Annotated in this window: 20 protein-coding genes and 1 other annotated feature; of the genes, 11 read left to right on the top strand and 9 right to left on the bottom strand. The window is 44.5% G+C overall.

Features of this window, described 5'->3' with window-relative positions:
• Positions 1-89 precede the first annotated feature (89 nt).
• The 4 genes from phnC to H7198_RS00085 are packed head-to-tail and all read left to right on the top strand — an operon-like array spanning position 90 to position 4,086.
• The gene (gene phnC, locus H7198_RS00100) at positions 90-890 is read left to right on the top strand and encodes a phosphonate ABC transporter ATP-binding protein (RefSeq protein ID WP_274457603.1); all 801 of its coding nucleotides are present in this window, start codon (positions 90-92) and stop codon (positions 888-890) included.
• Positions 890-1,672 (top strand): phosphonate ABC transporter, permease protein PhnE, encoded by a 783-nt coding sequence (phnE, locus tag H7198_RS00095; RefSeq protein ID WP_274457601.1) that lies wholly within the window; start codon positions 890-892, stop codon positions 1,670-1,672. The genes phnC and phnE (H7198_RS00095) overlap by 1 nt, the downstream gene beginning before the upstream one ends.
• On the top strand, positions 1,669-2,463 hold the full coding sequence (phnE, locus tag H7198_RS00090) for a phosphonate ABC transporter, permease protein PhnE (protein ID WP_274457599.1): 795 nt from the start codon (positions 1,669-1,671) through the stop codon (positions 2,461-2,463). Before phnE (H7198_RS00095) ends, phnE (H7198_RS00090) begins: the two co-directional genes overlap by 4 nt.
• Positions 2,464-2,520: 57 nt before the next feature.
• Positions 2,521-4,086, top strand: a complete 1,566-nt coding sequence (locus H7198_RS00085; RefSeq protein ID WP_274457597.1) for a bifunctional metallophosphatase/5'-nucleotidase — start codon at positions 2,521-2,523, stop codon at positions 4,084-4,086.
• A 43-nt stretch (positions 4,087-4,129) separates the two neighbouring features.
• On the opposite strand, the gene H7198_RS00080 is transcribed toward H7198_RS00085, so the two are convergent.
• Positions 4,130-4,738, bottom strand: a complete 609-nt coding sequence (locus H7198_RS00080) for a Pr6Pr family membrane protein (protein WP_274457593.1) — start codon at positions 4,736-4,738, stop codon at positions 4,130-4,132.
• 275 nt (positions 4,739-5,013) lie between these two features.
• Between H7198_RS00080 and H7198_RS00075 the strand changes: the two genes are divergently transcribed.
• Positions 5,014-5,619, top strand: a complete 606-nt coding sequence (locus tag H7198_RS00075) for an NAD(P)H-dependent oxidoreductase (protein WP_274457591.1) — start codon at positions 5,014-5,016, stop codon at positions 5,617-5,619.
• Between the two features lie 83 nt (positions 5,620-5,702).
• Here the strand turns inward: H7198_RS00075 and H7198_RS00070 are convergent, their stop codons facing one another.
• Together H7198_RS00070 and H7198_RS00065 are read right to left on the bottom strand one after the other, a co-directional pair.
• Positions 5,703-6,788, bottom strand: a complete 1,086-nt coding sequence (locus H7198_RS00070; RefSeq protein WP_274457589.1) for a glycosyltransferase family 2 protein — start codon at positions 6,786-6,788, stop codon at positions 5,703-5,705.
• Between the two features lie 25 nt (positions 6,789-6,813).
• A complete protein-coding gene (locus H7198_RS00065) occupies positions 6,814-9,051 on the bottom strand; it encodes a glycosyltransferase family 39 protein (RefSeq protein ID WP_274457587.1) in 2,238 nt (745 codons plus the stop codon).
• Between the two features lie 247 nt (positions 9,052-9,298).
• Here H7198_RS00065 and H7198_RS00060 point away from each other — a divergent pair, with 247 nt between their 5' ends.
• A complete protein-coding gene (locus tag H7198_RS00060; RefSeq protein ID WP_274457585.1) occupies positions 9,299-10,108 on the top strand; it encodes an alpha/beta fold hydrolase in 810 nt (269 codons plus the stop codon).
• Between the two features lie 82 nt (positions 10,109-10,190).
• Here the strand turns inward: H7198_RS00060 and H7198_RS00055 are convergent, their stop codons facing one another.
• From H7198_RS00055 to H7198_RS00040, 4 genes are all read right to left on the bottom strand, one after another.
• The gene (locus H7198_RS00055; protein WP_274457583.1) at positions 10,191-11,033 is read right to left on the bottom strand and encodes an amino acid ABC transporter substrate-binding protein; all 843 of its coding nucleotides are present in this window, start codon (positions 11,031-11,033) and stop codon (positions 10,191-10,193) included.
• A complete protein-coding gene (locus tag H7198_RS00050; RefSeq protein WP_274457581.1) occupies positions 11,017-11,667 on the bottom strand; it encodes an amino acid ABC transporter ATP-binding protein in 651 nt (216 codons plus the stop codon). Before H7198_RS00050 ends, H7198_RS00055 begins: the two co-directional genes overlap by 17 nt.
• A 4-nt stretch (positions 11,668-11,671) precedes the next feature.
• Positions 11,672-12,313 (bottom strand): amino acid ABC transporter permease, encoded by a 642-nt coding sequence (locus H7198_RS00045; protein ID WP_274457579.1) that lies wholly within the window; start codon positions 12,311-12,313, stop codon positions 11,672-11,674.
• A 49-nt stretch (positions 12,314-12,362) separates the two neighbouring features.
• Positions 12,363-12,596 (bottom strand) — a binding site (T-box leader).
• Between the two features lie 233 nt (positions 12,597-12,829).
• Positions 12,830-14,230: an APC family permease gene (locus H7198_RS00040; RefSeq protein WP_274457577.1), complete on the bottom strand. Its 1,401-nt coding sequence runs from the start codon at positions 14,228-14,230 to the stop codon at positions 12,830-12,832.
• 100 nt (positions 14,231-14,330) lie between these two features.
• Here H7198_RS00040 and H7198_RS00035 point away from each other — a divergent pair, with 100 nt between their 5' ends.
• Positions 14,331-15,200: a LysR family transcriptional regulator gene (locus H7198_RS00035; protein WP_274457575.1), complete on the top strand. Its 870-nt coding sequence runs from the start codon at positions 14,331-14,333 to the stop codon at positions 15,198-15,200.
• Positions 15,201-15,230: 30 nt separating this feature from the next.
• Here H7198_RS00035 and H7198_RS00030 read toward each other — a convergent pair whose 3' ends face one another.
• Positions 15,231-15,779, bottom strand: a complete 549-nt coding sequence (locus H7198_RS00030; RefSeq protein ID WP_274457573.1) for a TetR/AcrR family transcriptional regulator — start codon at positions 15,777-15,779, stop codon at positions 15,231-15,233.
• Positions 15,780-15,907: 128 nt separating this feature from the next.
• Between H7198_RS00030 and H7198_RS00025 the strand changes: the two genes are divergently transcribed.
• Both H7198_RS00025 and H7198_RS00020 read left to right on the top strand, forming a co-directional pair.
• Positions 15,908-17,389 carry a DHA2 family efflux MFS transporter permease subunit gene (locus H7198_RS00025; protein WP_274457570.1) on the top strand — a complete coding sequence of 494 codons (1,482 nt, stop codon included), beginning with the start codon at positions 15,908-15,910 and terminating at the stop codon, positions 17,387-17,389.
• Positions 17,383-17,811, top strand: coding sequence for a DUF4811 domain-containing protein (locus H7198_RS00020; RefSeq protein ID WP_274457569.1), 429 nt, complete (start codon positions 17,383-17,385; stop codon positions 17,809-17,811). Before H7198_RS00025 ends, H7198_RS00020 begins: the two co-directional genes overlap by 7 nt.
• A 144-nt stretch (positions 17,812-17,955) precedes the next feature.
• Here the strand turns inward: H7198_RS00020 and H7198_RS00015 are convergent, their stop codons facing one another.
• The gene (locus H7198_RS00015) at positions 17,956-18,507 is read right to left on the bottom strand and encodes a TetR/AcrR family transcriptional regulator (protein ID WP_274457567.1); all 552 of its coding nucleotides are present in this window, start codon (positions 18,505-18,507) and stop codon (positions 17,956-17,958) included.
• Positions 18,508-18,649: 142 nt separating this feature from the next.
• On the opposite strand from H7198_RS00015, the gene H7198_RS00010 reads away from it, so the two are divergent.
• Both H7198_RS00010 and H7198_RS00005 read left to right on the top strand, forming a co-directional pair.
• A complete protein-coding gene (locus H7198_RS00010) occupies positions 18,650-20,128 on the top strand; it encodes an MDR family MFS transporter (protein ID WP_274457565.1) in 1,479 nt (492 codons plus the stop codon).
• 1 nt (position 20,129) lies between these two features.
• Complete coding sequence (locus H7198_RS00005) at positions 20,130-20,681, top strand: DUF4811 domain-containing protein (protein ID WP_274457561.1); 552 nt, start codon at positions 20,130-20,132, stop codon at positions 20,679-20,681.
• Positions 20,682-20,757 lie beyond the last annotated feature (76 nt).

Raw genomic sequence — 20,757 nt, 5'->3', positions numbered from 1 at the left:
CTAATTGGGCCAAGATGGTCGCCACCAATGGTGGACGGCCATTTTGTGCGGTATAGGACAGTTTGAAATCTGACAACTAAGAGGAAGTTATGACTGAAAAAAAGGGCAACATTGAAATCAAGAATGTCTCGAAAGTGTATCCAAACGGTACAGTAGGATTGAAGGACATCAACCTAAACATCAAACAGGGCGAATTCGTCATGATTGTTGGTTTATCAGGTTCCGGAAAGTCAACGCTTCTCCGTTCCATTAACCGTTTACATGATGTTACTGACGGTGAAATTCTCATTGATGGGCAGGATATCACGAAGGCAACGGGAAATAAGCTGCATAAGATTCGCCGTTCAACAGCGATGATTTTCCAGAATTATAACTTGGTCAAGACTTCTTCTGTTTATCGTAATGTCATGTCCGGACGCGTCGGCTACTATCCAGCATGGAAGGCTGCTCTTGGACTTTTCACAAAGGAAGACCAGGAAATGGTGAAGACAAACCTGGCCCGTGTTAACTTGCTCGATAAGTATTACGTTAAGGCCCGCGATCTTTCTGGTGGTCAACAACAACGTGTTGGAATTGCCCGTGCGATGATGCAGGAACCATCTGTTATCTTAGCGGATGAACCAGTTTCTGGTTTGGATCCTAAGACGACAAAGTTGGTAATGAATGATTTGAAGAAATTGAATGAAGAAGATGGGATGACTATCATCTTAAACGTTCACTCCATCGGTTTGGCTTTGAAGTATTCAAGCCGAATTGTCGGTTTGAAGGAAGGCCGTATTATTTACGATAAGCCAATCGCAGAAGTCGATAAGCGCGACTTCAAGGAAATTTATCGTGAAGCAGGAGACGACAGCAGTGTTGAAGCTGGCAACGATGTGGAGGAAGATTGATGAAACAATCAATACCAAAACGTCCAATGATGAAGGAATGGCACGTCATTGGCTTTACTATTTTCTTGCTACTCGTCTTTGCGGTGATTCTTTCGGCACAAGCAACGGGGGTTGGTCAGGACTTTTCATCTGAGCAGTTCTTTGATCTCTGGGCTAAGATGGCTAATCCGGATTGGTCTTACATTCCCGACATTATTACGCCACTCCTTCAGACCATTCAAATGGCCATCGTTGGAACCTTAATTGGTTGTGTGGCAGCCATTCCAGTTGCCCTCGTGTCAGCCTCTAACATTGTCCGGAATCCATACGTCCGTGGCGTGGTTCGCTTTATTATGAACCTGGTCCGTTCGATTCCTGAAATGCTTTTGGCAGCGCTCTTTGTTGCCGTTGTCGGAATTGGTGCGTTGTCAGGGGTTTGCGCCTTGTCAGTGTTCTCTTTCGGAATGATGTTTAAGTTGCTTTACGAAGCGATTGAAACGGTTGACCAAGGGCCAATCGAAGCGATGCGTGCTGCCGGTGGTAACCGCAACCAAGTCATTGTTTTCGCAGTCATCCCACAGGTCTTGAACCAGTATTTGTCCTTCTTCCTTTACACATTGGAAATCAACGTCCGTGCTTCTGCCGTGCTTGGTTACCTTGGTGCCGGTGGAATTGGACTTTACTTGAACACGACCCTAGAAATGTTCCGTTACGATCGAACAGCAGTGGTTATTCTAGGAATTCTAGTGGTTGTTGTTCTGGTTGATGCACTATCGAATAAACTACGGGAGGCTTTGTCATGATGGTAAAGAAACGTTCATTTTATGAGCAAAGTCGTCCATACATCATTTCATTAATCGTATTGCTGATTGTGATTTGGGCTTTCTCAGGTATTCAATTCTCTGGTATTAAGTCTTCTGCTGGACAGATTCTTGGTTCAATCTTCTCAGGACTTTTTCACCCAGACTGGTCATACGTTTATTCAGGACACGGAGAAGACTTGGTTTCAGCTTTGATTGAAACGCTGGCCATTGCTTTCCTCGGAACGATTATTTCTTCCTTTATCGCTGTGCCATTCGCCTTTTGGGCAGCACGGACGACTAAGAAGTTCTCAGTGCGTTCTTCTTCTGGAAAGTTCGTTTTGACGGTTATCCGTGTTTTCCCTGAATTGGTGTTGGCTATTATGTTCATAAAGGCCGTTGGACCAGGCGCCTTTGCTGGTGTCTTGGCAATGGGTGTTCACTCGATTGGAATGATGGGAAAGCTTTTCTCAGAAGCGATTGAAAACATTGATCGTGGACCTGAAGAAGCCATTATTTCAGCCGGTGGTAACCGCTTTGATGCCTTGAACTGGGCAACGCTACCAACTGTTATGCCAGAATTCATTAACTTCACCCTTTACCGTTTTGAAATCGCGGTTCGTTCCGCTTCCATCCTTGGTATTGTTGGTGCTGGTGGTGTCGGTGCGCCTTTGATTTTCGCACTGTCAACGCGTTCGTGGTCACGTGTTGGGATTATCTTGATTGGTATTGTCGTCATGGTGACGGTTATCGATTGGTTATCCGGAACAATCCGTAAACAATTATTGAAGTAAAGGTTATTTAAAAGCAGGGGCCAGGTTGGCTGGCCTGCTTTTTGATTGGAGAAAGACATGAAATTACAGGTATTATCAACATCTGATAGCCACACCTTTTGGTGGGCAAGTAATATTATTGATAAGGATGCGATTAAGCCATACGGCCTTTTCCGTGCTGCCTCAACCATGTCGGTGATTGAAAGTATCGCCCGTGCCGAAGGCGACTTTGTTCTAAAGATTGAAAACGGGGACTTCATTCAGGGCTCTCCTTTGGGAACTTATTTGGCTAACGTAGCGGTGGATAAGTCCAAGGTTTTCGAGACTATTCCACAGGAAATGGGTTATGATGCTCGTATTTTGGGAAACCACGAGTTTAACTATGGTCGTGAATACTTGGAGAGCATCTTTAAGGATGATGATTCCCTGTTGAACGCCAATGTTTTGGATGCGACGACCAATCTACCATTTATTGGAAAAGCCTATAAAATCTATGAAAAGAAGGGCAAGAGGGTTGCGGTGATTGGTTTAACCACCAAGTACGTGCCAAACTGGGAACGCCCTGAAAACATTCCGGGGCTCTTCTTTGAAGACCCTGTAAAAGTCGCTAAACGCCTCGTTTCAAAACTGCAGAAAAAGGCCGATGCCGTTTTGATTGCCTACCACGGCGGCTTTTCACGGGACCTTGATACTGGGGCGGTTTTGGAAAAGGAAACTGGTGAAAACCAAGGAAACGAACTCCTAGCAATTCCAGGGGTTTCGGCCTTGGTAACCGGTCACCAGCACCGTTTGCTAACCGGTGTTTATAATGGGGTGCCAATTAGCCAACCAGGTTATCGAGCAGAAACGGTTGGCCAGTTGACAGTGGATTTGGATGCTGGCACGGATCAAGCAGCGGACGATTCTGTTGAACTGCCCGCCTCCCGCTTAATCAAGACAGCGAACTGGCCTGAGAAGGCTCAGCTTGTGAGTGAAACGGCTAATTTGAAGGCAGACTTGGATAAGTGGTTGGATGAAGTGATTGTTTCTTTGGGTGCTGATATGACTTTGGGTTATGTTCCAAAAGCTCGGCAGGAAGGGCATGCGTTCGTTGATTTAATTAACCAGGTTCAGCTGGATGCAACGGGGGCTGACCTTTCGGCAACGGCACTCTTTAACGATGAGATGCCTGGTTTTCATAAGGATGTAACTCGTCGCGAATTGCTAGGAAACTATCCATTCCCCAACACCTTGGTGGATATTGCGCTGACTGGGAAACAGTTGAAAACGGCCTTGGAAGTTAACGCTGGTTACTTCACCCTTCAGGATGGGGATGTGATGATTAGCAAGCCTTATTACTATCCAAAAAAGCAGGATTATAACTACGATCTTTGGTCGGGATTAAATTACCGGTTTGACCTAACGAAGCCAGAAGGCGAGCGGGTAACGATTGAAGACATCAAGGGTCAGCCTTTTGATTCCGAAAAGACCTACACGGTTGCGGTTAATAATTATCGTGCAACCGGTGCAGGAAACGAAGTTTTTTCTAAGGGAAAAGTCGTCAAGCGCTACTCAGAGCCGTTAACTACCTTACTATTGGATTACTTGAAACAGCACGAAGGCCTAGTTATTGAACACCAGGATAACTTTCATATTGATAAATAAATAAAAAGACCAGTAAACATTTTGTTTACTGGTCTTTTTGTATTTATTTGGCTAGTTTCTTATCTAAGGCGTAGAAAAGGTAGCCGAAGATGAGGAAGAAGAGGGTTAGGCCGAAAACGAAGACGGCGACCATTCCCCAGCCAATCATTTCGTTATTGATGAAGTAGTAGGGATAGTGATTGCCGGAAAGTGGGTAGACAATCTTAAATTGTGCGGCGATAACCGTGAAGACGTAGTAGATAAGTGGAATCAACAACCAGTAGAGAGGCGCTTTCTTAGAAAAGTTTCCCTTTTGGTCGAAGAGGAACCAGTCGAAGATAACCATCAAAGGGACAATTAAGTGGACCATGAAGGTTCCGCAGTAATCGAGTGTGCTATCCATGTGGAAGGAATAGGGTGCTAAGACACCCCAGTAGATTAACATGGTGACTGTAATGGCGAGTGTAACGGCGCCTTTAACGTTCTCGTTTAACACTTTACCGGATTGTGCTAGTGCATAGATGAAGTAAAGGATGCAGAGCACGTTTGAGAGGGTGGTGTAATAAAGAAACATAGCGGGGCTGAGTTTGGTATTGATGCAGACACCGACGATTCCAATAATCACTAACAAGGTGCGATAGAGGGTCTTTGCTTTGTGAGATTGAATGAACATTATTTTTTCCTTTTTTAATTGTTTCGCTAATATTAGCAACCTATTGAGTATACATGAAATCAATATAAAGCTGTACTGATAAAATTATATAATATTATTCTAATGTAACACATCTGTCGCTTGTTTTTGTTTTTAGAAATCTGTAATATTATGTACGTTGCTTTTTGAAATAAAAGTAATGTTTTTGTGGTATATTGAAATAGTTTGATGTATTTGAGTTGCTTACCGCGTCATTTATACAAGCAGCTCCTAAATGGAAAAAAGGAGCAGTACCAATGAACATATTAATCATCCAAGGGCATCCGGATGACCAATCATTCACTCATTCAAATGCCCTTCACACGTACGAAACCTTACGTCATGATGGGATGAGTGTCCAAATTATTGATTTAGCGATTGCCGACTTTGACCCGGTTCTTCGCTATGGTTATCGAATACATATGAAAGAACAGGGTTTCATTAACCAAGTACAGCAAAAGATCCTATGGGCTGACCATATCTGTTTCTTTTTCCCTGTCTGGTGGGGCGCCGAACCTTCAATTTTGAAGGGGATGATTGATCGCGCGTTGATGCCTAGCTTTGCTTATGAGCGCATGGGGCCATTAAGGGTTACTGGCTTCTTGAAGGGTAAAAAGGCCAGTCTCTTTATGACAGCCGATGATCCGGCTTATTACCATCGCCGGTATGGTGGTATTGTCACTCGTTGGAAGAGAGATATCTTGGGACTATCAGGTATCAAAATGGCGAAAGTCCACATTATGGGTGGCGCACGTTGGGTAAACGATGAAAAGAAGCGCTTAGCCTTCATGGAACAGTGCTACCAACAGATTAAAACTTTTGCGGTTCAACCGGTAAACGATAATGATCCTTTGGTCGATTAAAAAGACAGGCATCTGCTTGCCTTTTTTTATTTATGAAGTAAAAAAGGACGCCCCCAAAAGAGTGGGGACGTCCTTTTTCTTATTTACTGGGCTCGTTTGTACCAGTTGCTTTGATTGCTACTCGCAATGTGTGGGGCGCCGATTGGTTGTTCGGCAACGGTGATTAACCGTTCGTTTGAACTTCCTTCCGGGCTGGCAGATGCTAATACACCGGTTTCGGCTTCAATACGGAAGAGGGGGCGTGACTTAACTTCGGTAAAGACCTTACCAACGTAAGTTCCGATGACACCGATGGCCATTAGGTTTAAGCCACCGAGGAGCCAGATGGAAATCATGAGTGACGACCAACCAGCGGTTGGGTTACCAATCAGTTTCTCAATGATTGTGTAGGCAATTTCAATACCGGCAATTGATGAGACTACAAGTCCTAAGTTGAAGAGTAACTTGATAGGCTTGACGGAGAAGGACGTGATGCCATCAACCGCGAAGTTAATCATCTTCTTTAATGGATATTTCGAAGTACCGGCTTCACGTTTGGCCCGCTCGTAGTAGACCTTATCGGATTTATAACCTAGTAGGGGAACCATGGCTCGCAAGAAGAGGTTTCGCTCTGGCATGGATAAGAGTGCTTGGACGGCAACCTTTGACATGAGCCGGAAGTCGGCGTGGTTTGGTACCATTTCGATACCGAGCCAATCGGCCATTTTATAGAAGGCTAGGGCTGAGTTTTTCTTGAACCAGGTATCGGTTTGCCGGGAAGAACGAACGGCGTATACGATTTCGTTTCCTTCCAGGTACTTATCTACCATCTGACCAATGATTTCGGGAGAATCTTGTAAATCGGCATCCAAGGTAATGGTGATATCAGCTAACTTGATTGCTTCGGTCAAACCAGCGATTAAGGCTGGCTGGTGTCCAAAGTTACGGGATAGTTTAACGATGAAGACGTCGTTGTTTTCACCTTCCAGCGTTTGCATGATGGAGTAGGTTTGATCCTTTGAGCCATCATCAACAATTAGAATGAAGGAGCCGGTCGCAATGCGATTCTCTTGAATCAAGTTTTCCTTGATGCTCTGTAATTTGGCGACCGTGTGGTTGAACATTTCCTCTTCGTTATAAGCGGGAAGGATTAGTGCTAACTTGGGTGCCTTTTTAACTTGTGTGAGCATGGCGAGCTCCTTTCTTTAAAATGAATTACTTAAATGCAGCCGAGAGATCGTACAAGGTTGAGCTGCCGGATTGACCGCCCATTCCCATGCCGCCAGTCATGCCGGATGATTGGCTCGATGACTTAGATGAAGATGATGAGTAGCTTACTTGCTTACCATTCTTCTTGACCCAGGCGAGAATCTTTGAGATGTCGCCGGTTGATGACTTGGTGTTACCAAGGACGAAGTACTTCAACTGTCCTGACTTAACCAATTGTTTGAACTCTGATAGCGTCATGGTTGGATCAGTACCGTTGTAACCACCCAATGCCATGACAGCCTTACCAGACTTAATGATGTAGCCGGAAGCGGAGTTGGAATCGGTTGTTGCAAAGAGGTACTTAGCTGAACCTTGATTCTTCTTCGTGTAAGCCAAGAGTTCTGAATCAACTTGACCACCCATGTCGGATGAGCCACGGGAAGAAAGAAGGGAAGGACTAGCAGCGGGGATGGCTGCTGAGTTGTGTGACAACGTTGGTGTCAATGCCCAGAATCCAGAGAGTAGTGCGACGACAACGATGGAGAGTGCAATCTTCAACTTGTTGTTCACGACTTTGTTAACGAACCAGAGGGCAGAGATAGCGATGGCGAGAACAAGAATGATAATACCGGCCACTGGGTAGTATGACCAAGCGTAGTAAGCCTGCAATGCGGCTGTTCCGGTAAGTGTCAGAGCCAGAAGGGACTTCGCAATCAAGCCCTGCTTCTTGCCACCTTCCTTGACCATCTTAGCGATTGCGACTGCGGCGATAGCTGTCAAAGCAGCAATTGCAGGTGCCAACATGATGGTGTAGTAAGGGTGGAAGAAGGATGCCACTGAGAAGAAGCCGTAGACAGGAACGAACCAACCTGCCCAGAGAAGGACGTCTGCTTGTTCTTCAGAGATGCTGTACCATTTGCCGCCCTTCTTACGGAAAGCCCACCAGCCAGCACCCATACCTAGGAAGGCGAATGGGAGGAACCAGCCAATTTGTGAACCAAGGTCGGATTGGAAGAGACGGAATGGACCGGCTGTTCCGATGGCGAACGCTGAGTTACCACCGCCGGCCATGCCGCCCTTGCCACCTTTACCGCCACCAGGGTTTCCCATCTTACCAGATGGTTTAGTGCCACCAGGTCCACCGTTCTTAGAACCGGATGGCTTACTTGGTGCACCGTTACCTGATTTCGAGCCATTTGATCCAGATGGTGCTTGGCCCTTGCTGTTACCAGATGGTGGGGTAGGAGCGTTGTTGCTGTTTTTATTGTTTGAACCTGTTGGCGCTTGACCATTGCCAGTTGGAGCCTGGCCGTTGTTGCTATTTGTATTCGTCGTGCTGTTCTTAGAACCGGATGGCTTAGTACCTGTAGGGGCACCATTACCAGTACCGTTTGAACCAGACTTCTTAGCGTTCTTTCCGCCCATACCGGAGAATGAACCACCAGTACCGGTGGATTGCCCTAAGAGACGTTCTGTTCCGTTATAGCCAAAGGCTAGTTCCATTAAGGAGTTCGTTTGAGATGAACCAATGTAAGGACGGTTTGAAGTTGAAACGGAATCAACGGCTGCTGGGTAAGCAACGGTGAAGATACCGAGGGAAGCCATAGCTGCTAGTAACCAGGCGACTTTTTTCTTCCATGGAAGCTTGATAGCAACCCAGTAGAAGACAAGCATGGCTGGTAGAATCATGAAGGCCTGCAACATCTTGATGTTAAAGGCAATCCCGATAATGGCAAATGCTAGGAGCACTAACCAGAACTTCTTCTTGGCGACAGCTCTTGTTAGCGTGTAAACCGCCAAGAGTAGGGAGAAGACCAAGATGGCATCCATGTTGTTAGTACGTGAGTTGGCAACAACGGTTGGTGTCAAGGTCATGACCAAAGCTGCTAGACGGCCAGCCCATGGGCCGAACTTAGGGGTGATGAGCTTGTAAAGTAGGGCAACCGACCCAATTCCTGCCAAGACGGAAGGGAGGACGACTGACCAGCCGTGTACTCCGAAGATTTTAGCCGAGATGGCCATGAACCAGAGGGCGATTGGTGGCTTATCAACTGTGATGAAGCCGGCCGGGTCAAAGGCCCCGTACCAGAAATTATGCCAGGACTGCGTCATCGACGTAATCGCGGCGGTATAGTATGAGTTGGCAGAGCCCGCGTCCCAGATTCCCCAGCCGTATAAAAATGCAGCGAGGACAAGAATACCGGTCAGATACCAGTCAGTTTTTTTGAAAGATAGTTTTTTCAAAAGACTTGCCTCCTTCAGTAGGATAAATTAAGTTTAAAATAGAATGCCTATATTAAAATTAAATGAGTATCAAACGAAAATTAAATTTTTGTTCTTTAAAAAGTCTGGTTGAAGAGCATTTATTAAGGAAGAGATTGATATTTTGTCAAAGGTCGAATGAACTCCTTTTTCCTTACTTTAAATAAAAGTCAGAAGATTGCTTATGTTAAACTGGGTAAAAGATGATGAATGAAGTAGGGAAAAGAAGATGAAGACGAGTAATTTAATTGACTATACGGTGGTTGGTGCTGGTACCCCAATTGTTTTCTTACATGGGATGGCCCTCGATAAGCGTTCGACTTCGCTGTTTTTCGAGCCCTTCATGCGCTCTTCGAATTGGCAACGGGTCTATCTCGACTTGCCGGGGATGGGGCAAAGCGCACCAACGACAGCAGCATCTTCGGAAGCCGTCTTACGGGCACTGATTGAAGCGATTCATGAAATTATTGGCGACCAACCCTTTGCCGTTTACGGTCATTCATACGGTGGTTACTTGGCACAAGCGCTAGCCAATCGTTTACCTGAGCAGGTGGTTGGTCTTTTTCTAACAGGGCCGGTGGTGATGGCGGATAAGGCCAAACGCAAACTGGCGAAACACCAAAATGTCTTTGTCGATGAAGTGCAGGTTGATGAAAATGAATCTTCTTATGATGCTTTCTTAAAGATGAACGTTCAGGTTAGTCAGGAACATTGGGAGCAGTACCAGAAAATGATTCTGCCGGGATTGGCCGCCATTAATCACTCTTATTTGGTGAAACTGCATGAACATTACACCTTGGAAGAAGAGCCGATTTTACAGAAAAGGGACTATCAGATTCCCCTTACAATGATGGTTGGCAAGAACGATCAGATTGTCGGCTATCAAGAACAGTGCCAGCTAGTGCAGCAAAGTGAAATGGGAGAGCTCTTTCTCCTTAACCAAACGGGACATAATTTGCTGATTGATCAGCCCGAACTGGCCAAAGTCGCCTTTCACCATTTCTTAGAAACCGTACAAGCGTATTTGAGTCAAGAATAATCCGTCCTTTATTTATAAAATAGAAAAAATGCCCTACCAATTTGGTAGGGCATTTTTAGCTGCACTGAGATATTTTAATTAATTATCCGAACCACTTGTTTTCAATCGTCTTCATGTAGCCGTTCTTCTCAAGCTTTTCGAGTTGTTCGTTAACCTTCTTTTGGAGTGTCTTATCACTCTTACGGAAACCAACGACATCGCCGTTTGATTCGAACTGACCATCAATGATGTTGTAGTTATCGAGCGTTCCCTGCTGCTTCAAGTAGTAGCGGGCGTAGTCTTCATCGACTAAGATACCTGTGATACGGTCTGAGTTCAAGTCGTCGAAGGCCTTGTCAAATGTATCGTAGCCAACCGCTTGTTGGTCTTTGATGTACTGCTTCAAAACCTTAGGCTGGTTGTTCAAAGCCGTTTCAGGGGATGATTGCGTTTGAACGCCCAAAACCTTGTTCTTCATGTCGGAATACTTGTTGATGTTTGCTGACTTCTTGGTTACCAAGCAAATTGGAGCTGTGTGGTAAACCTTTGAGAAGTTAACCTTTTTGGCGCGTTCGGCCGTCTTTGAGTAACCGTTCCAGATGGCATCGATGTTACCGGTCTTCAATTCGGTTTCCTTCATTGACCAGTCAATTGGTTGCCACTTAACCTTGATACCGAGGTTAGCAAAGACCTTGTTAGCCAAATCGATATCGAATCCGACAATCTTACCGGAGTTGTCACGGAATCCCATTGGAACGAAGGTGTCGTCCAAACCAATGGTAATGGTCTTGTTCTTTTCAATACGTGACCATTGGTCCTTTTGTCCGGAAGAACCGTTATCTGATCCAGACTTCATGAAGAAGAATACGGAACCGATGATGGCGATGAGGACAAGGCCGATAATGGCGTTGACCGTTACTTTTTTCTTATTATTTGTTTTTTTCATTTTCTATCTCCTTAAGAAAATCAAAGTTGGTGTCGGCGACTTTTTCGGCAAATGGCAGGTCGTGGGTGACAACCATTTGACTAACGCCTTCTTTCTTCAGTGCCAGCATAATCTTTTCAACCTGTTCCGTTGATTTTTCATCCAAACCAGAAGTTGGTTCGTCGTAAATAATCACTTCAGGGTTCATCGCCAAGGCACGAGCAATGGCGACACGTTGCTTTTGGCCACCGGAGAGCTGATAGGGATACAAATCAGCTTGTTCGGTGATACCCAGCTGCTTAAGCAGTTCGTTAACTTTTTGGTCAACTTCTTGCTTAGCACGTTTTTTAACCAATACTGGGGCCAATGCGATGTTTTCCTTTACCGTTAAGTGGGGGAAGAGGTTGAAATCTTGGAAGACCAATCCGATTTGTTCGCTGATGGCAGGGTCACCGATTTCGTATTCGTTGCCGTTAATTTCTACCTGGCCGGCCTCGGCTTCTTCGAGTCCGGTTAGGACTTTAATCAACGTTGTTTTACCAATTCCAGAAGGACCCATGACGGTTAAAATTTCACCGTCCTTGAGTTCCAAGGAAAGGTTCTTGAAGATGACATTGTCACCATATTGCTTGCTCAGATTTTTTAGTTTCATCATCTGCTTACCTCCAAGTGTTAAGCTTCTTTTCGCTTGCCCGTAGGGCGAGAGTGACAATGGCAATCATGATTAGGTAAACGACACCAACAATTAAGTAAGGAATGAGGGAAACGTCACGACTGGCGGCGATTGTTCCGGCTCGTAGAATGTCGCCCAATCCAATGACGTAGACAAGGGAAGTATCTTTGACCAGGTTGATAACTTCGTTACCAAAGGCGGGAACAACAATCTTGATAACTTGTGGCAGGATGACTTTGAAGAAAGACTGTGTCTTACTTAGACCAAGAACTTGCGCTGCTTCAAACTGGCCTTGCGGAATGGCTTGAATACCACCTCGGAAGATTTCGGCTAGGTAAGCGGCGTAGTTGATGATAAAGGCAAAGGCCACCGCGTTGAAACGGGAGAAGGTAATGCCAATCATGCCCAGTCCGTAGTAGACGAAGATTAACTGAAGCAGCAATGGCGTGCCTCGCATAATCCAGATGTACCCGTTGACAAACCAACGGAGCATGAAGTATTGAGAACGCATGGCTAATGCGACAATGATACCAAGCGGAATTGATCCGATAATGGTAACGAAGAAGACACCCAGTGTCATGTTTAAGCCGGACAGGATGGTCGGCAAGTAATTTCCAATTTCTGACATAATCTATTCCTCCAGGTAAATAAAAAAGCCCTCTAAGCACAGCTAGTGCTTAGAGGGCGATAAAGAACGCGGTTCCACCTCATAGTTGTCGAGTCATCGCTGACCCAACCTCAAGACGTCAAAGACGCCTAGTACGGTAACGGGTACAAATCGTTGCAGACTACTTAAAGTTCGCCTGCACGCTCCTAGGTGTGGTTCACAGAAGATCCATTGCTTACTCGCAGTCCTACGTAAGCTTCCTGAGAATGGAATCTAAAGCTACTCTCCTAATCGGTGCTTTGTTTTAAGGTTGGCTTAATTATAGGCAGGCTTTTTTCATAATGCAAGCTTTATTTAAACGAAAATATAAATATATCAATGGTTTTTGAGCTTTGTCTTTATTAAAAATAAATGATAAATCTTACTTTTATGATGTTTAAAGGACTTTTATGAGAGTGAAATTTTCTGTTGAATTTAGTAAAAAAATTTAAAAAATAAAATAAAAAGTCGCACTCGAATGGGTGCGACTCTTAATAATTAGTCTTTTTGTTGCAACTTTGAATGGCGAATACCATAAGTAAAGTAGAAGACAAATCCGATTACCAACCAGATGGTTACTGAAATCTTCGTGATGCTTGGTAGCATGAAGATCAAGACAATGGTACATAATCCAGCAACGATTGGTAGGAATGGGTACCATGGCATCTTGAATCCGTCATTCTTAATGTCCTTACGACGACGGAGAAGAATAATACCAAATGAGATAAAGGCAAAGGCAATCAATGTTCCAGCGTTAATTAGTGAAGCTAATTGAGCAAGTGGTACAAGACCGGCGAAGACGGCCTGAACAACAGTGGCCACGATGATGGCGTTTTCAGGAACACCCTGCTTCTTTGAAACCTTACCCATTGACTTAGGGAGTAGTCCATCACGTCCAAGGGCGTAAACAAGACGTGAACCACCGATGAACATCGTCATCATGGCCGTGAAGATACCGAAGAGGGCACCAACAGTAATCAATTTGTTAAACATGTTTAAGTGGATAACCTGCATGGCAAAAGCGGCAGGATCATCGACACCAAGGTCCTTGTAGTTCACGATACCAGTCAAAACGAATGAGAATGATACGTAAAGAACAACGGCAATCGCAACCGTTCCAAGAATTCCACGGATAACGTTCTTTCCTGGATCGATTGTTTCGGCTGAGTTAGCGGCCAAGGCATCGAAACCAATAAAGGCAAAGAAGACAGTGGCTGCGGCAGTCAAGATTCCACCCATGCCCCATGGAGCGCCATGGAATTCTGATGGGTAGAATGGGGCATAGTTGTCAGATTTCACGTAGAAGATACCAACAGCAATGAAAAGGATGATGATGGCAACTTTAACAACAACGGCAAAGTTTTCGACCTTTGTTGACATCTCAGAACCGCGCATAATGATAGCTGCGATAACAAGCACAATCACAACGGCAGTCAGGTTAATAACCCCACCTTCCATTGGACCAGCCTGCAATGCCTTTGGTAGGTTAATTCCTACCGCAGATAGCAGGTTGTTGTTGAAGTAGGCGGCAAATCCGGTTGCTTCGGCTGATACAGCCAGGAAGTACTCTAGAATCAATGACCAGCCTAAAATCCAACCGACGATTTCGCCGTAGACAACGGAACCGAATGAGTAGGCTGAACCGGCAACGGGCATGGCTGATGAAAATTCGGCGTAGGCCATTCCGACCAAGCCAGAAACCAGGGCCGCTAACAAGAAGGCGATGGCAACGGCTGGGCCAGCGTGGGAAGCCGCTTCGTTACCTGGCAAAATGAAGATACCAGTACCAATAACGGCACCAATACCAAGACCAATCAGGTCCTTTGTGCGAAGTGTTTTCTTCAGTTTTGAATCAGCTTGCATATAGGATGCAACGGATTCTTTCTTAAAAATATTCATGTTAGAATACCTCTCTTATTGATACTAACTAGCATAATTGATAAACTACGATAAGTAAAATTAATAAATAAAATGTATACATAAGGAAAAACGATAGATAATGAACCGACTCTTAGTACTTGAAACCATCATTGAAATGAAGTCCTTTACCAAGGCGGCCGAAGTGCTGGGTTACACACAGTCGTCTGTTTCACAGATGGTGGCGGGGATGGAAAAGGAGTTTGGCATTCAGATTTTAAAGCGCTCCCGAAACGGGGTTAGTTTAACTGCCGAGGGCCAGGAAATCTACCCCTACGTTGTGCAGGCACTGCGCCAGTATCAGGCTTTAGAAGAGCGGGCGGCCTCATTAAAGGGGTTGAAAACCGGAACGGTTCGAATCGGAGCGATTACCTCGGTGTCTTGTTACTGGTTGCCCGCGCTCTTCAAGCGTTTTCAAGAAAAGTACCCAAACATTGAGTTCGTTCTGCAGCAGGGTGATTACGGGATGATTCGTACCTGGTTGAAGAATGGGGAGGTCGACTTTGGATTAATGACCGCAAATTACGGGGATGGATTTAACAAAGTCGTACTGCATGAAACTGAGATGAAGGCCTTTTTGCCGGAATGGCATCCTTTGGCCAGGCAGGACAAGGTGGCGATTGAGCAATTAACCAATGATCCTTTTATTCTGGTTGAAGGAGGGGGCTACGCTGAACCGCTGGTTGCCTTTGAAAATGCGGGACTGGAGCCAAACATCCGCTACCGAATTCAAGATGATTACACAATCATGTCTATGGTAGAGGCCGGATTGGGAATTTCGATTCTATCCGAACTCGTTTCTTCTCGAACGAATTTTAAAGTGGTGGCGAAAGAAGTGATTCCTAAAATTATGCGCCCCATTGCCATTGTTTACCGTGAAAAAGCCAGTATTCCGATTGCCAGTCAGTATTTCATTGACTTTTTAATTAAAAATGAGGAAAAGCTACAATAGAAAAGAGCAGTGCAATGAGCACTGCTCTTTTTATTTTTCATCAATAAAGAATGTGTCCGGTAACAAGTTGACAAAGTGTTCAGCTAATTCCTTTGCAGGCTGCTTTGCCCCAGTCTGTAACCAATGGTAGAGAACGGAAGTTAATGCGCCAGAGTAGAAGGGGAGTTTGTATTCGTCTTTCCATGGGAATGGGCTATCAATACCGTTGCGATTCGAAAATGTATCAAAATAGTCGAAGGCGTAGGAAGCCAATCCAGATTGAAAGAGAAGAATGAAACGTGATTTTTCCCTTGCAAGAACGTTAAAAATATCAGCGATTTTTGCAGCTGCCTCTCCTCGTGTCCAAACGGTTGGGATGCTTGGCTCCTGGTCCTTACCCAATAATTGATCTAGATAATAATTTAGAATATCTTCTTTACTTGAAAAATTACGGTAGTAAGAAGCTCGGGCAACCCCAGCCGTTTTAATGAGTGAAGCGACTGGAATCTCCGACAGTGGACGACTTTCGAGCTCTTTGAAAAGTCCTGTTACAATTTGATCCTTCACGCTTTGTTTCGTTGTGGGTAGGGCCTCTGACATTTTTGTACTCCTTATTTTTTCTTAGTATAACAGAAAAAATAGAATGATACATATTGACTCATTTTTAGATAAGGAGTATATTGATTTTATTCATGAGACATTATGCATCATTTTCTAAGGAGGATAAAATGACGAATGAACAAAAAAGGGAGCGAAAGGGCGTTCTAGCCGTTATGATTGTCGCGGCAATCGCTGGTGCACTCATGCAGACATCGCTTGGAACAGCCCTGCCAACGTTGATGAAAGCTTTTGATATTGATTTGGCAACGGCACAGCAAGCTTCGACCTGGTTTTTGTTGGTGAACGGGATGATGGTACCGCTATCCGCCTATTTAGCAACAAGAATTAAGACACGAACCCTGCACCTGGTGGCTTATCTGCTACTACTTGCGGGTATCCTAACGAGTATGTGGACACCCGAAAATGCGGATTTTTGGTGGTTGTTTCTAGCGGGTCGAATCCTAGCGGCCATGGCTGTTGGTATTATGTTGCCACTTTCTCAGATTGTGGTACTGAATATGTACGGTAAAAACGAGCGTGGTGCAGCGATGGGAATGCTTGGTTTGGTCATTGGCATGTCGCCTGCCATTGGTCCGACTTTGACGGGCTGGATTTTGGATAAGAATCACAGTATCTTGGGGCGGACATTATCAGATTCATGGCGTTCGATGTTTGTGATTCCACTCATCATTATTCTCATTGCCATCGTACTGACACCATTTTTGATGAAAAACGTGGTGCCAAACAAGAAGATTTCCTTAGATGTGCCTTCTGTTCTCTTTTCAACGGTTGGTTTCGGTCTATTCTTATGGGGCTTCACCAACGTGGCTAGTTACGGTTGGGCTGATTTTGGTTCAGTCATTGCGCCAATTGCTATTGGGGCATTGGTATTGCTTGCCTTTGTGTGGCGTCAGCTGAAACTTCGAGTGCCATTCCTAGATGTGCGGGTTTTTGCAAACAAGAACTTTACCCTTTCAACAATCGGGTTATTGTTAACCATGATGGCTATGTTTGGTGTCGAAATGATGCTGCCAACCTATTTGCAAAATGTACGCGGTATGTCACCACTTAAATCTGGAATAACTTTAATGTGGGGAGCCCTCTTCATGGGATTCCTATCGCCAGTTGCCGGGGCTTTGTACAATAAAGTCGGTATCAAGAAGTTGGCATTCATCGGCTTCTCAATGCTTACGTTGGGAACATTGCCCTACCTTTTCCTAACGGCCGAAACGCCCACTATCTTGATTTCAGTTTTGTACGCCATTCGAATGGCTGGGATTGCCTTGACCATGATGCCGTTAACAACTGCTGCAATGGCAGCGCTGCCAGATGATAAGAACGCGGATGGAACGGCTGCGAATAACACTTTAAGGCAGGTATCAGCTTCAATCGTGGTTGCGGTGTTAACATCGGTTGTTCAAAACATTGTGAATACTAAGCGACCAAGCCATTCGTTGAAATTGACCGATCCGCTTCAATACGCGGATATGGTACTCAATGCCTCACTCGATGGATTTCGCGTGGCCTTTCTGATTTCAATGGTGATTGCTCTATTAGGAATTATCCTAACTTTCTGGATTCAAGGTAAAAAGGAGGATGATGAATGTTAATTTGGATGATTGCAGTCTTGGTTGTGCTAGCCTTTTTCTCCTGGTTCTTTGTTCATGGACGGTTGGTACAGATTATCGCGGGTACGACTTTTTCACTATTAGCTATCGCTGCGGTGATTTTGCTGACCTTAAACATGGGGCAACATTTTGGTATGGAAAAGTCAGTGACGACAACGAGCCATGAGGTATACTCTGTGCTGCTCAATCAATCAGCTGTCAAGGCCGTGGCTGTGAAGCAGATTGGTGATGGGAATTATGTACTTGTTTATAAGGACTACGAGAAAGATCAACAGCCTAAAAAGCATTTTGTTCCGGATACTTCAGAAGTAGTGAAAGCTGTTAAAAGTTCGGCTAACTATCAAAAGGCCGATGTAAAAACGGCTGAAGTTCAAACGAAGACGGTTAAATGGACTTATAAATAGGATTTCTATCGTTTCCTTTTTGAACAAAAAGAAGAGGATAATATTGTATCCATTAAGCATCAGTTAATTCTGCCGGAAAATTGGCAAGTGATTGAAAAATAGTGTAGAAAAAAAGCGTGTTGATTTAACACGCTTTTTTCGTTTTTACTTTTCATCCACAAAGATTTCTGGAGGAAGCATTTTAGTAATGATTGTGGCCATTTCTTTAGGTGTTTCTGGGCTATTACGCTTTAACCATTCAAACAGGACGCCTGGTAAAGCCCCGGTAAAGAAGGGGAGTAGGTAGGGGTTATGGTTCGGTAAATGACTTCTCTTTTCTTCAGGAATACTCTGAGGAATGTTTCGAAAATAGTCAAATAAATAAGAGGAAAGTCCCGAGTTAAATAATAGTAAGAAGTGTTCTTTTTGTTTTAAGAAAAAATCGAAGATATCTTCTAAATTATTGGTAACAGAATCCTTTGTCCAAGTGGGGAGTTGGCTTGTTTGCCTGCGTTTATTTAGTAACTCCGCAAGGTAATAATCAAGAATTTCTTCCTTGCTATTAAAGTTTCGATAGTAAGATGTACGGCCAACGCCGGCGGATTTAATTAATGAAGCAACTCGGATTTCAGAAAAGGGTGTTGTCTCTAGTTCTTTAAAGAGTCCTTGGACAATCTGTTCTTTTACTCGTGCGTTTTCTTGTTGACCGTAGTTCATGATATTTCTCCTAGCTACTGATAGGGACATTGTACCAGAAAAAAGAATTTACTGGTACATATTGACACAGTTAAATATCCTGTTAGAATATTAAATGTTAATAACTGGTACAAAATGTACCAGATAGAAATGGAGAAATATTATGGAAGCAAAACGTCCATATAACCGTGGGTTAATCCTTGCGGTTTTGATGATTGCGGCCATGTCAGGTGCTTTGATGCAGACTTCATTGGGAACGGCTTTGCCAACCTTGATGAAGGCCTTCAACATTGACCTTTCAACGGCCCAGCAGGCAACGACCTGGTTCTTGCTTGTGAACGGAATGATGATTCCTTTGTCAGCCTATTTGGCTAACCGAGTACCAACGAAAATCTTACACATCGTTGCCTACGTTCTACTTTTGATTGGTGTGGCTCTTTCAATGTTTACACCAGAGCAAAAGGATATGTGGTGGATGTTCGTGGCTGGACGTATTGTCGCTGCCATGGCCGTTGGTATTATGATGCCAATGTTGCAGGTTTTGATCATTAACATGTACAAGCCTGAGGAACGTGGTGCAGCCATGGGTATGATGGGATTGGTTGTTGGTATGTCACCAGCCATTGGCCCTACTTTGACTGGTTGGATTTTGGATAAGGATCACACCATCTTAGGTATGACCCTTTCAAACAACTGGCGTTCAATCTTTATCATCCCATTCATCATCATTGTGATTGCTACGATTTTGGCACCATTCTTGTTGAAGAACGTGATGGAAACAAAAAAGTTGAAGCTGGATTACGCTTCACTTATTCTATCTGTTGCCGGATTTGGACTCTTCCTTTGGGGATTCACTAACGTTGCCTCACAGGGTTGGGGTGACTTTGGACAAGTTATCGCGCCAATCGCAGCCGGTGTTATCCTTTTGGCCATCTTCGTATGGCGTCAATTGAAGTTGCCAGTGCCATTCTTGGACATGCGCGTCTTCATGAAGAAGGAATTTACAATTCCAACTGTTGCCCTCTTGTTGGCAACGATGGCAATGTACGGTGTCGAAATGATGTTGCCAACTTACTTGCAAAACGTCCGCGGCCTTTCAGCTTTGGATTCAGGTATCACGTTGATGTGGGGAGCCCTCTTCATGGGATTCATGTCACCAGTTGCCGGTGTTTTGTATAACAAGGTCGGCGTTAAGATGCTCTGCTTCTTCGGATTTGGTGTTTTGACTCTCGGTACTGTTCCTTACATCTTCTTGAATACAACGACACCAACGGTTGTTGTTTCAGTTCTTTACGCTTTGCGTATGGCCGGAATCGCTTTGGTTATGATGCCATTGACGACGGCCGCCATGGGTGCTTTGCCTGATGAAAAGGGTGCCGATGGTACTGCTGCCAACAACACATTGCGTCAGGTTTCATCATCTGTTGTGGTTGCCTTGTTGACATCAATCGTGCAAAACGTGATTAACAACAACACACCAAGCTCTTCATTGAAGACGACTGACCCTGTTCAATACGCTGGTAAAGTCTTGAATGCTTCAATGGATGGTTTCCAAACTGCCTTCTTGATTTCATTGATTTTTGCCGTAATTGGTTTCGTCTTTGTCTTCTTCATGAAGGACAACAAGAAGGAGGAAAAGTAACATGATGATTTGGATTATTGCCGGATTAACGCTTTTGACTTTCCTCTCAATGTTCTTGATTGGAAACAAGGTTGTCGCCTACACATTGGGCGGTATCTTCGCTGTCCTGACTGTCGTTTCAGTCGGATTGCTTTCAGCCAACATGGACAACCATTTTGGAATGGAAAAGACTTCTGTTACAACAACCACTCAGGTTTACTCTGCAACACCAGCACAGTCACCTGTGAAGGCGGTTGCCGTAAAGAAGATTGGCTCAGATAACTACGTCTTGGTTTACAAGGATGCAGAATCTGATGCACAAGCAAGCACACACTTTGTGCCAAACACAAAGAAGATTGTCGAAGCAACAAAGACAACTTCAAACTATGAAAAGACGAATGTTGAAAATGCTCAAGTAAAGACGGTAACAACAAAGTGGACCTACAAGTCTGACCTTTGGAAAAACCTTTTCAAGCACAAGAACGATGACAACACCGTTTCAATTAAGCACACTCTGCAAGTTTGCTCGTATGCTGATAAAATGGACAGATTTTATGCATCGTCCACTGTATAATTATCCCAAGACTAAAAAGGAAATCAGCACATGACTAAAAGGCCACGTTACTCACAGGAATTCAAAGATGCCATTG

Origin of the sequence: Fructobacillus sp. CRL 2054 (assembly GCF_028764065.1) — a bacterium.
Lineage (GTDB): Bacteria > Bacillota > Bacilli > Lactobacillales > Lactobacillaceae > Fructobacillus.
The sequence above is the reverse complement of the archived record's forward strand: the minus strand, read 5'-3'. Positions and strand labels throughout refer to the sequence as shown.

Excerpts from the sequence above, each read along its gene's own strand:
- phnC (WP_274457603.1), top strand. The coding sequence starts at position 90 with ATGACTGAAAAAAAGGGCAACATTGAAATCAAGAATGTCTCGAAAGTG.
- phnE (WP_274457601.1), top strand. The coding sequence starts at position 890 with ATGAAACAATCAATACCAAAACGTCCAATGATGAAGGAATGGCACGTC.
- phnE (WP_274457599.1), top strand. The coding sequence starts at position 1,669 with ATGATGGTAAAGAAACGTTCATTTTATGAGCAAAGTCGTCCATACATC.
- H7198_RS00085 (WP_274457597.1), top strand. The coding sequence starts at position 2,521 with ATGAAATTACAGGTATTATCAACATCTGATAGCCACACCTTTTGGTGG.
- H7198_RS00080 (WP_274457593.1), bottom strand. The coding sequence starts at position 4,738 with ATGTTCATTCAATCTCACAAAGCAAAGACCCTCTATCGCACCTTGTTA.
- H7198_RS00075 (WP_274457591.1), top strand. The coding sequence starts at position 5,014 with ATGAACATATTAATCATCCAAGGGCATCCGGATGACCAATCATTCACT.
- H7198_RS00070 (WP_274457589.1), bottom strand. The coding sequence starts at position 6,788 with ATGCTCACACAAGTTAAAAAGGCACCCAAGTTAGCACTAATCCTTCCC.
- H7198_RS00060 (WP_274457585.1), top strand. The coding sequence starts at position 9,299 with ATGAAGACGAGTAATTTAATTGACTATACGGTGGTTGGTGCTGGTACC.
- H7198_RS00055 (WP_274457583.1), bottom strand. The coding sequence starts at position 11,033 with ATGAAAAAAACAAATAATAAGAAAAAAGTAACGGTCAACGCCATTATC.
- H7198_RS00050 (WP_274457581.1), bottom strand. The coding sequence starts at position 11,667 with ATGATGAAACTAAAAAATCTGAGCAAGCAATATGGTGACAATGTCATC.
- H7198_RS00045 (WP_274457579.1), bottom strand. The coding sequence starts at position 12,313 with ATGTCAGAAATTGGAAATTACTTGCCGACCATCCTGTCCGGCTTAAAC.
- H7198_RS00040 (WP_274457577.1), bottom strand. The coding sequence starts at position 14,230 with ATGAATATTTTTAAGAAAGAATCCGTTGCATCCTATATGCAAGCTGAT.
- H7198_RS00035 (WP_274457575.1), top strand. The coding sequence starts at position 14,331 with ATGAACCGACTCTTAGTACTTGAAACCATCATTGAAATGAAGTCCTTT.
- H7198_RS00030 (WP_274457573.1), bottom strand. The coding sequence starts at position 15,779 with ATGTCAGAGGCCCTACCCACAACGAAACAAAGCGTGAAGGATCAAATT.
- H7198_RS00025 (WP_274457570.1), top strand. The coding sequence starts at position 15,908 with ATGACGAATGAACAAAAAAGGGAGCGAAAGGGCGTTCTAGCCGTTATG.
- H7198_RS00020 (WP_274457569.1), top strand. The coding sequence starts at position 17,383 with ATGTTAATTTGGATGATTGCAGTCTTGGTTGTGCTAGCCTTTTTCTCC.
- H7198_RS00015 (WP_274457567.1), bottom strand. The coding sequence starts at position 18,507 with ATGAACTACGGTCAACAAGAAAACGCACGAGTAAAAGAACAGATTGTC.
- H7198_RS00010 (WP_274457565.1), top strand. The coding sequence starts at position 18,650 with ATGGAAGCAAAACGTCCATATAACCGTGGGTTAATCCTTGCGGTTTTG.
- H7198_RS00005 (WP_274457561.1), top strand. The coding sequence starts at position 20,130 with ATGATGATTTGGATTATTGCCGGATTAACGCTTTTGACTTTCCTCTCA.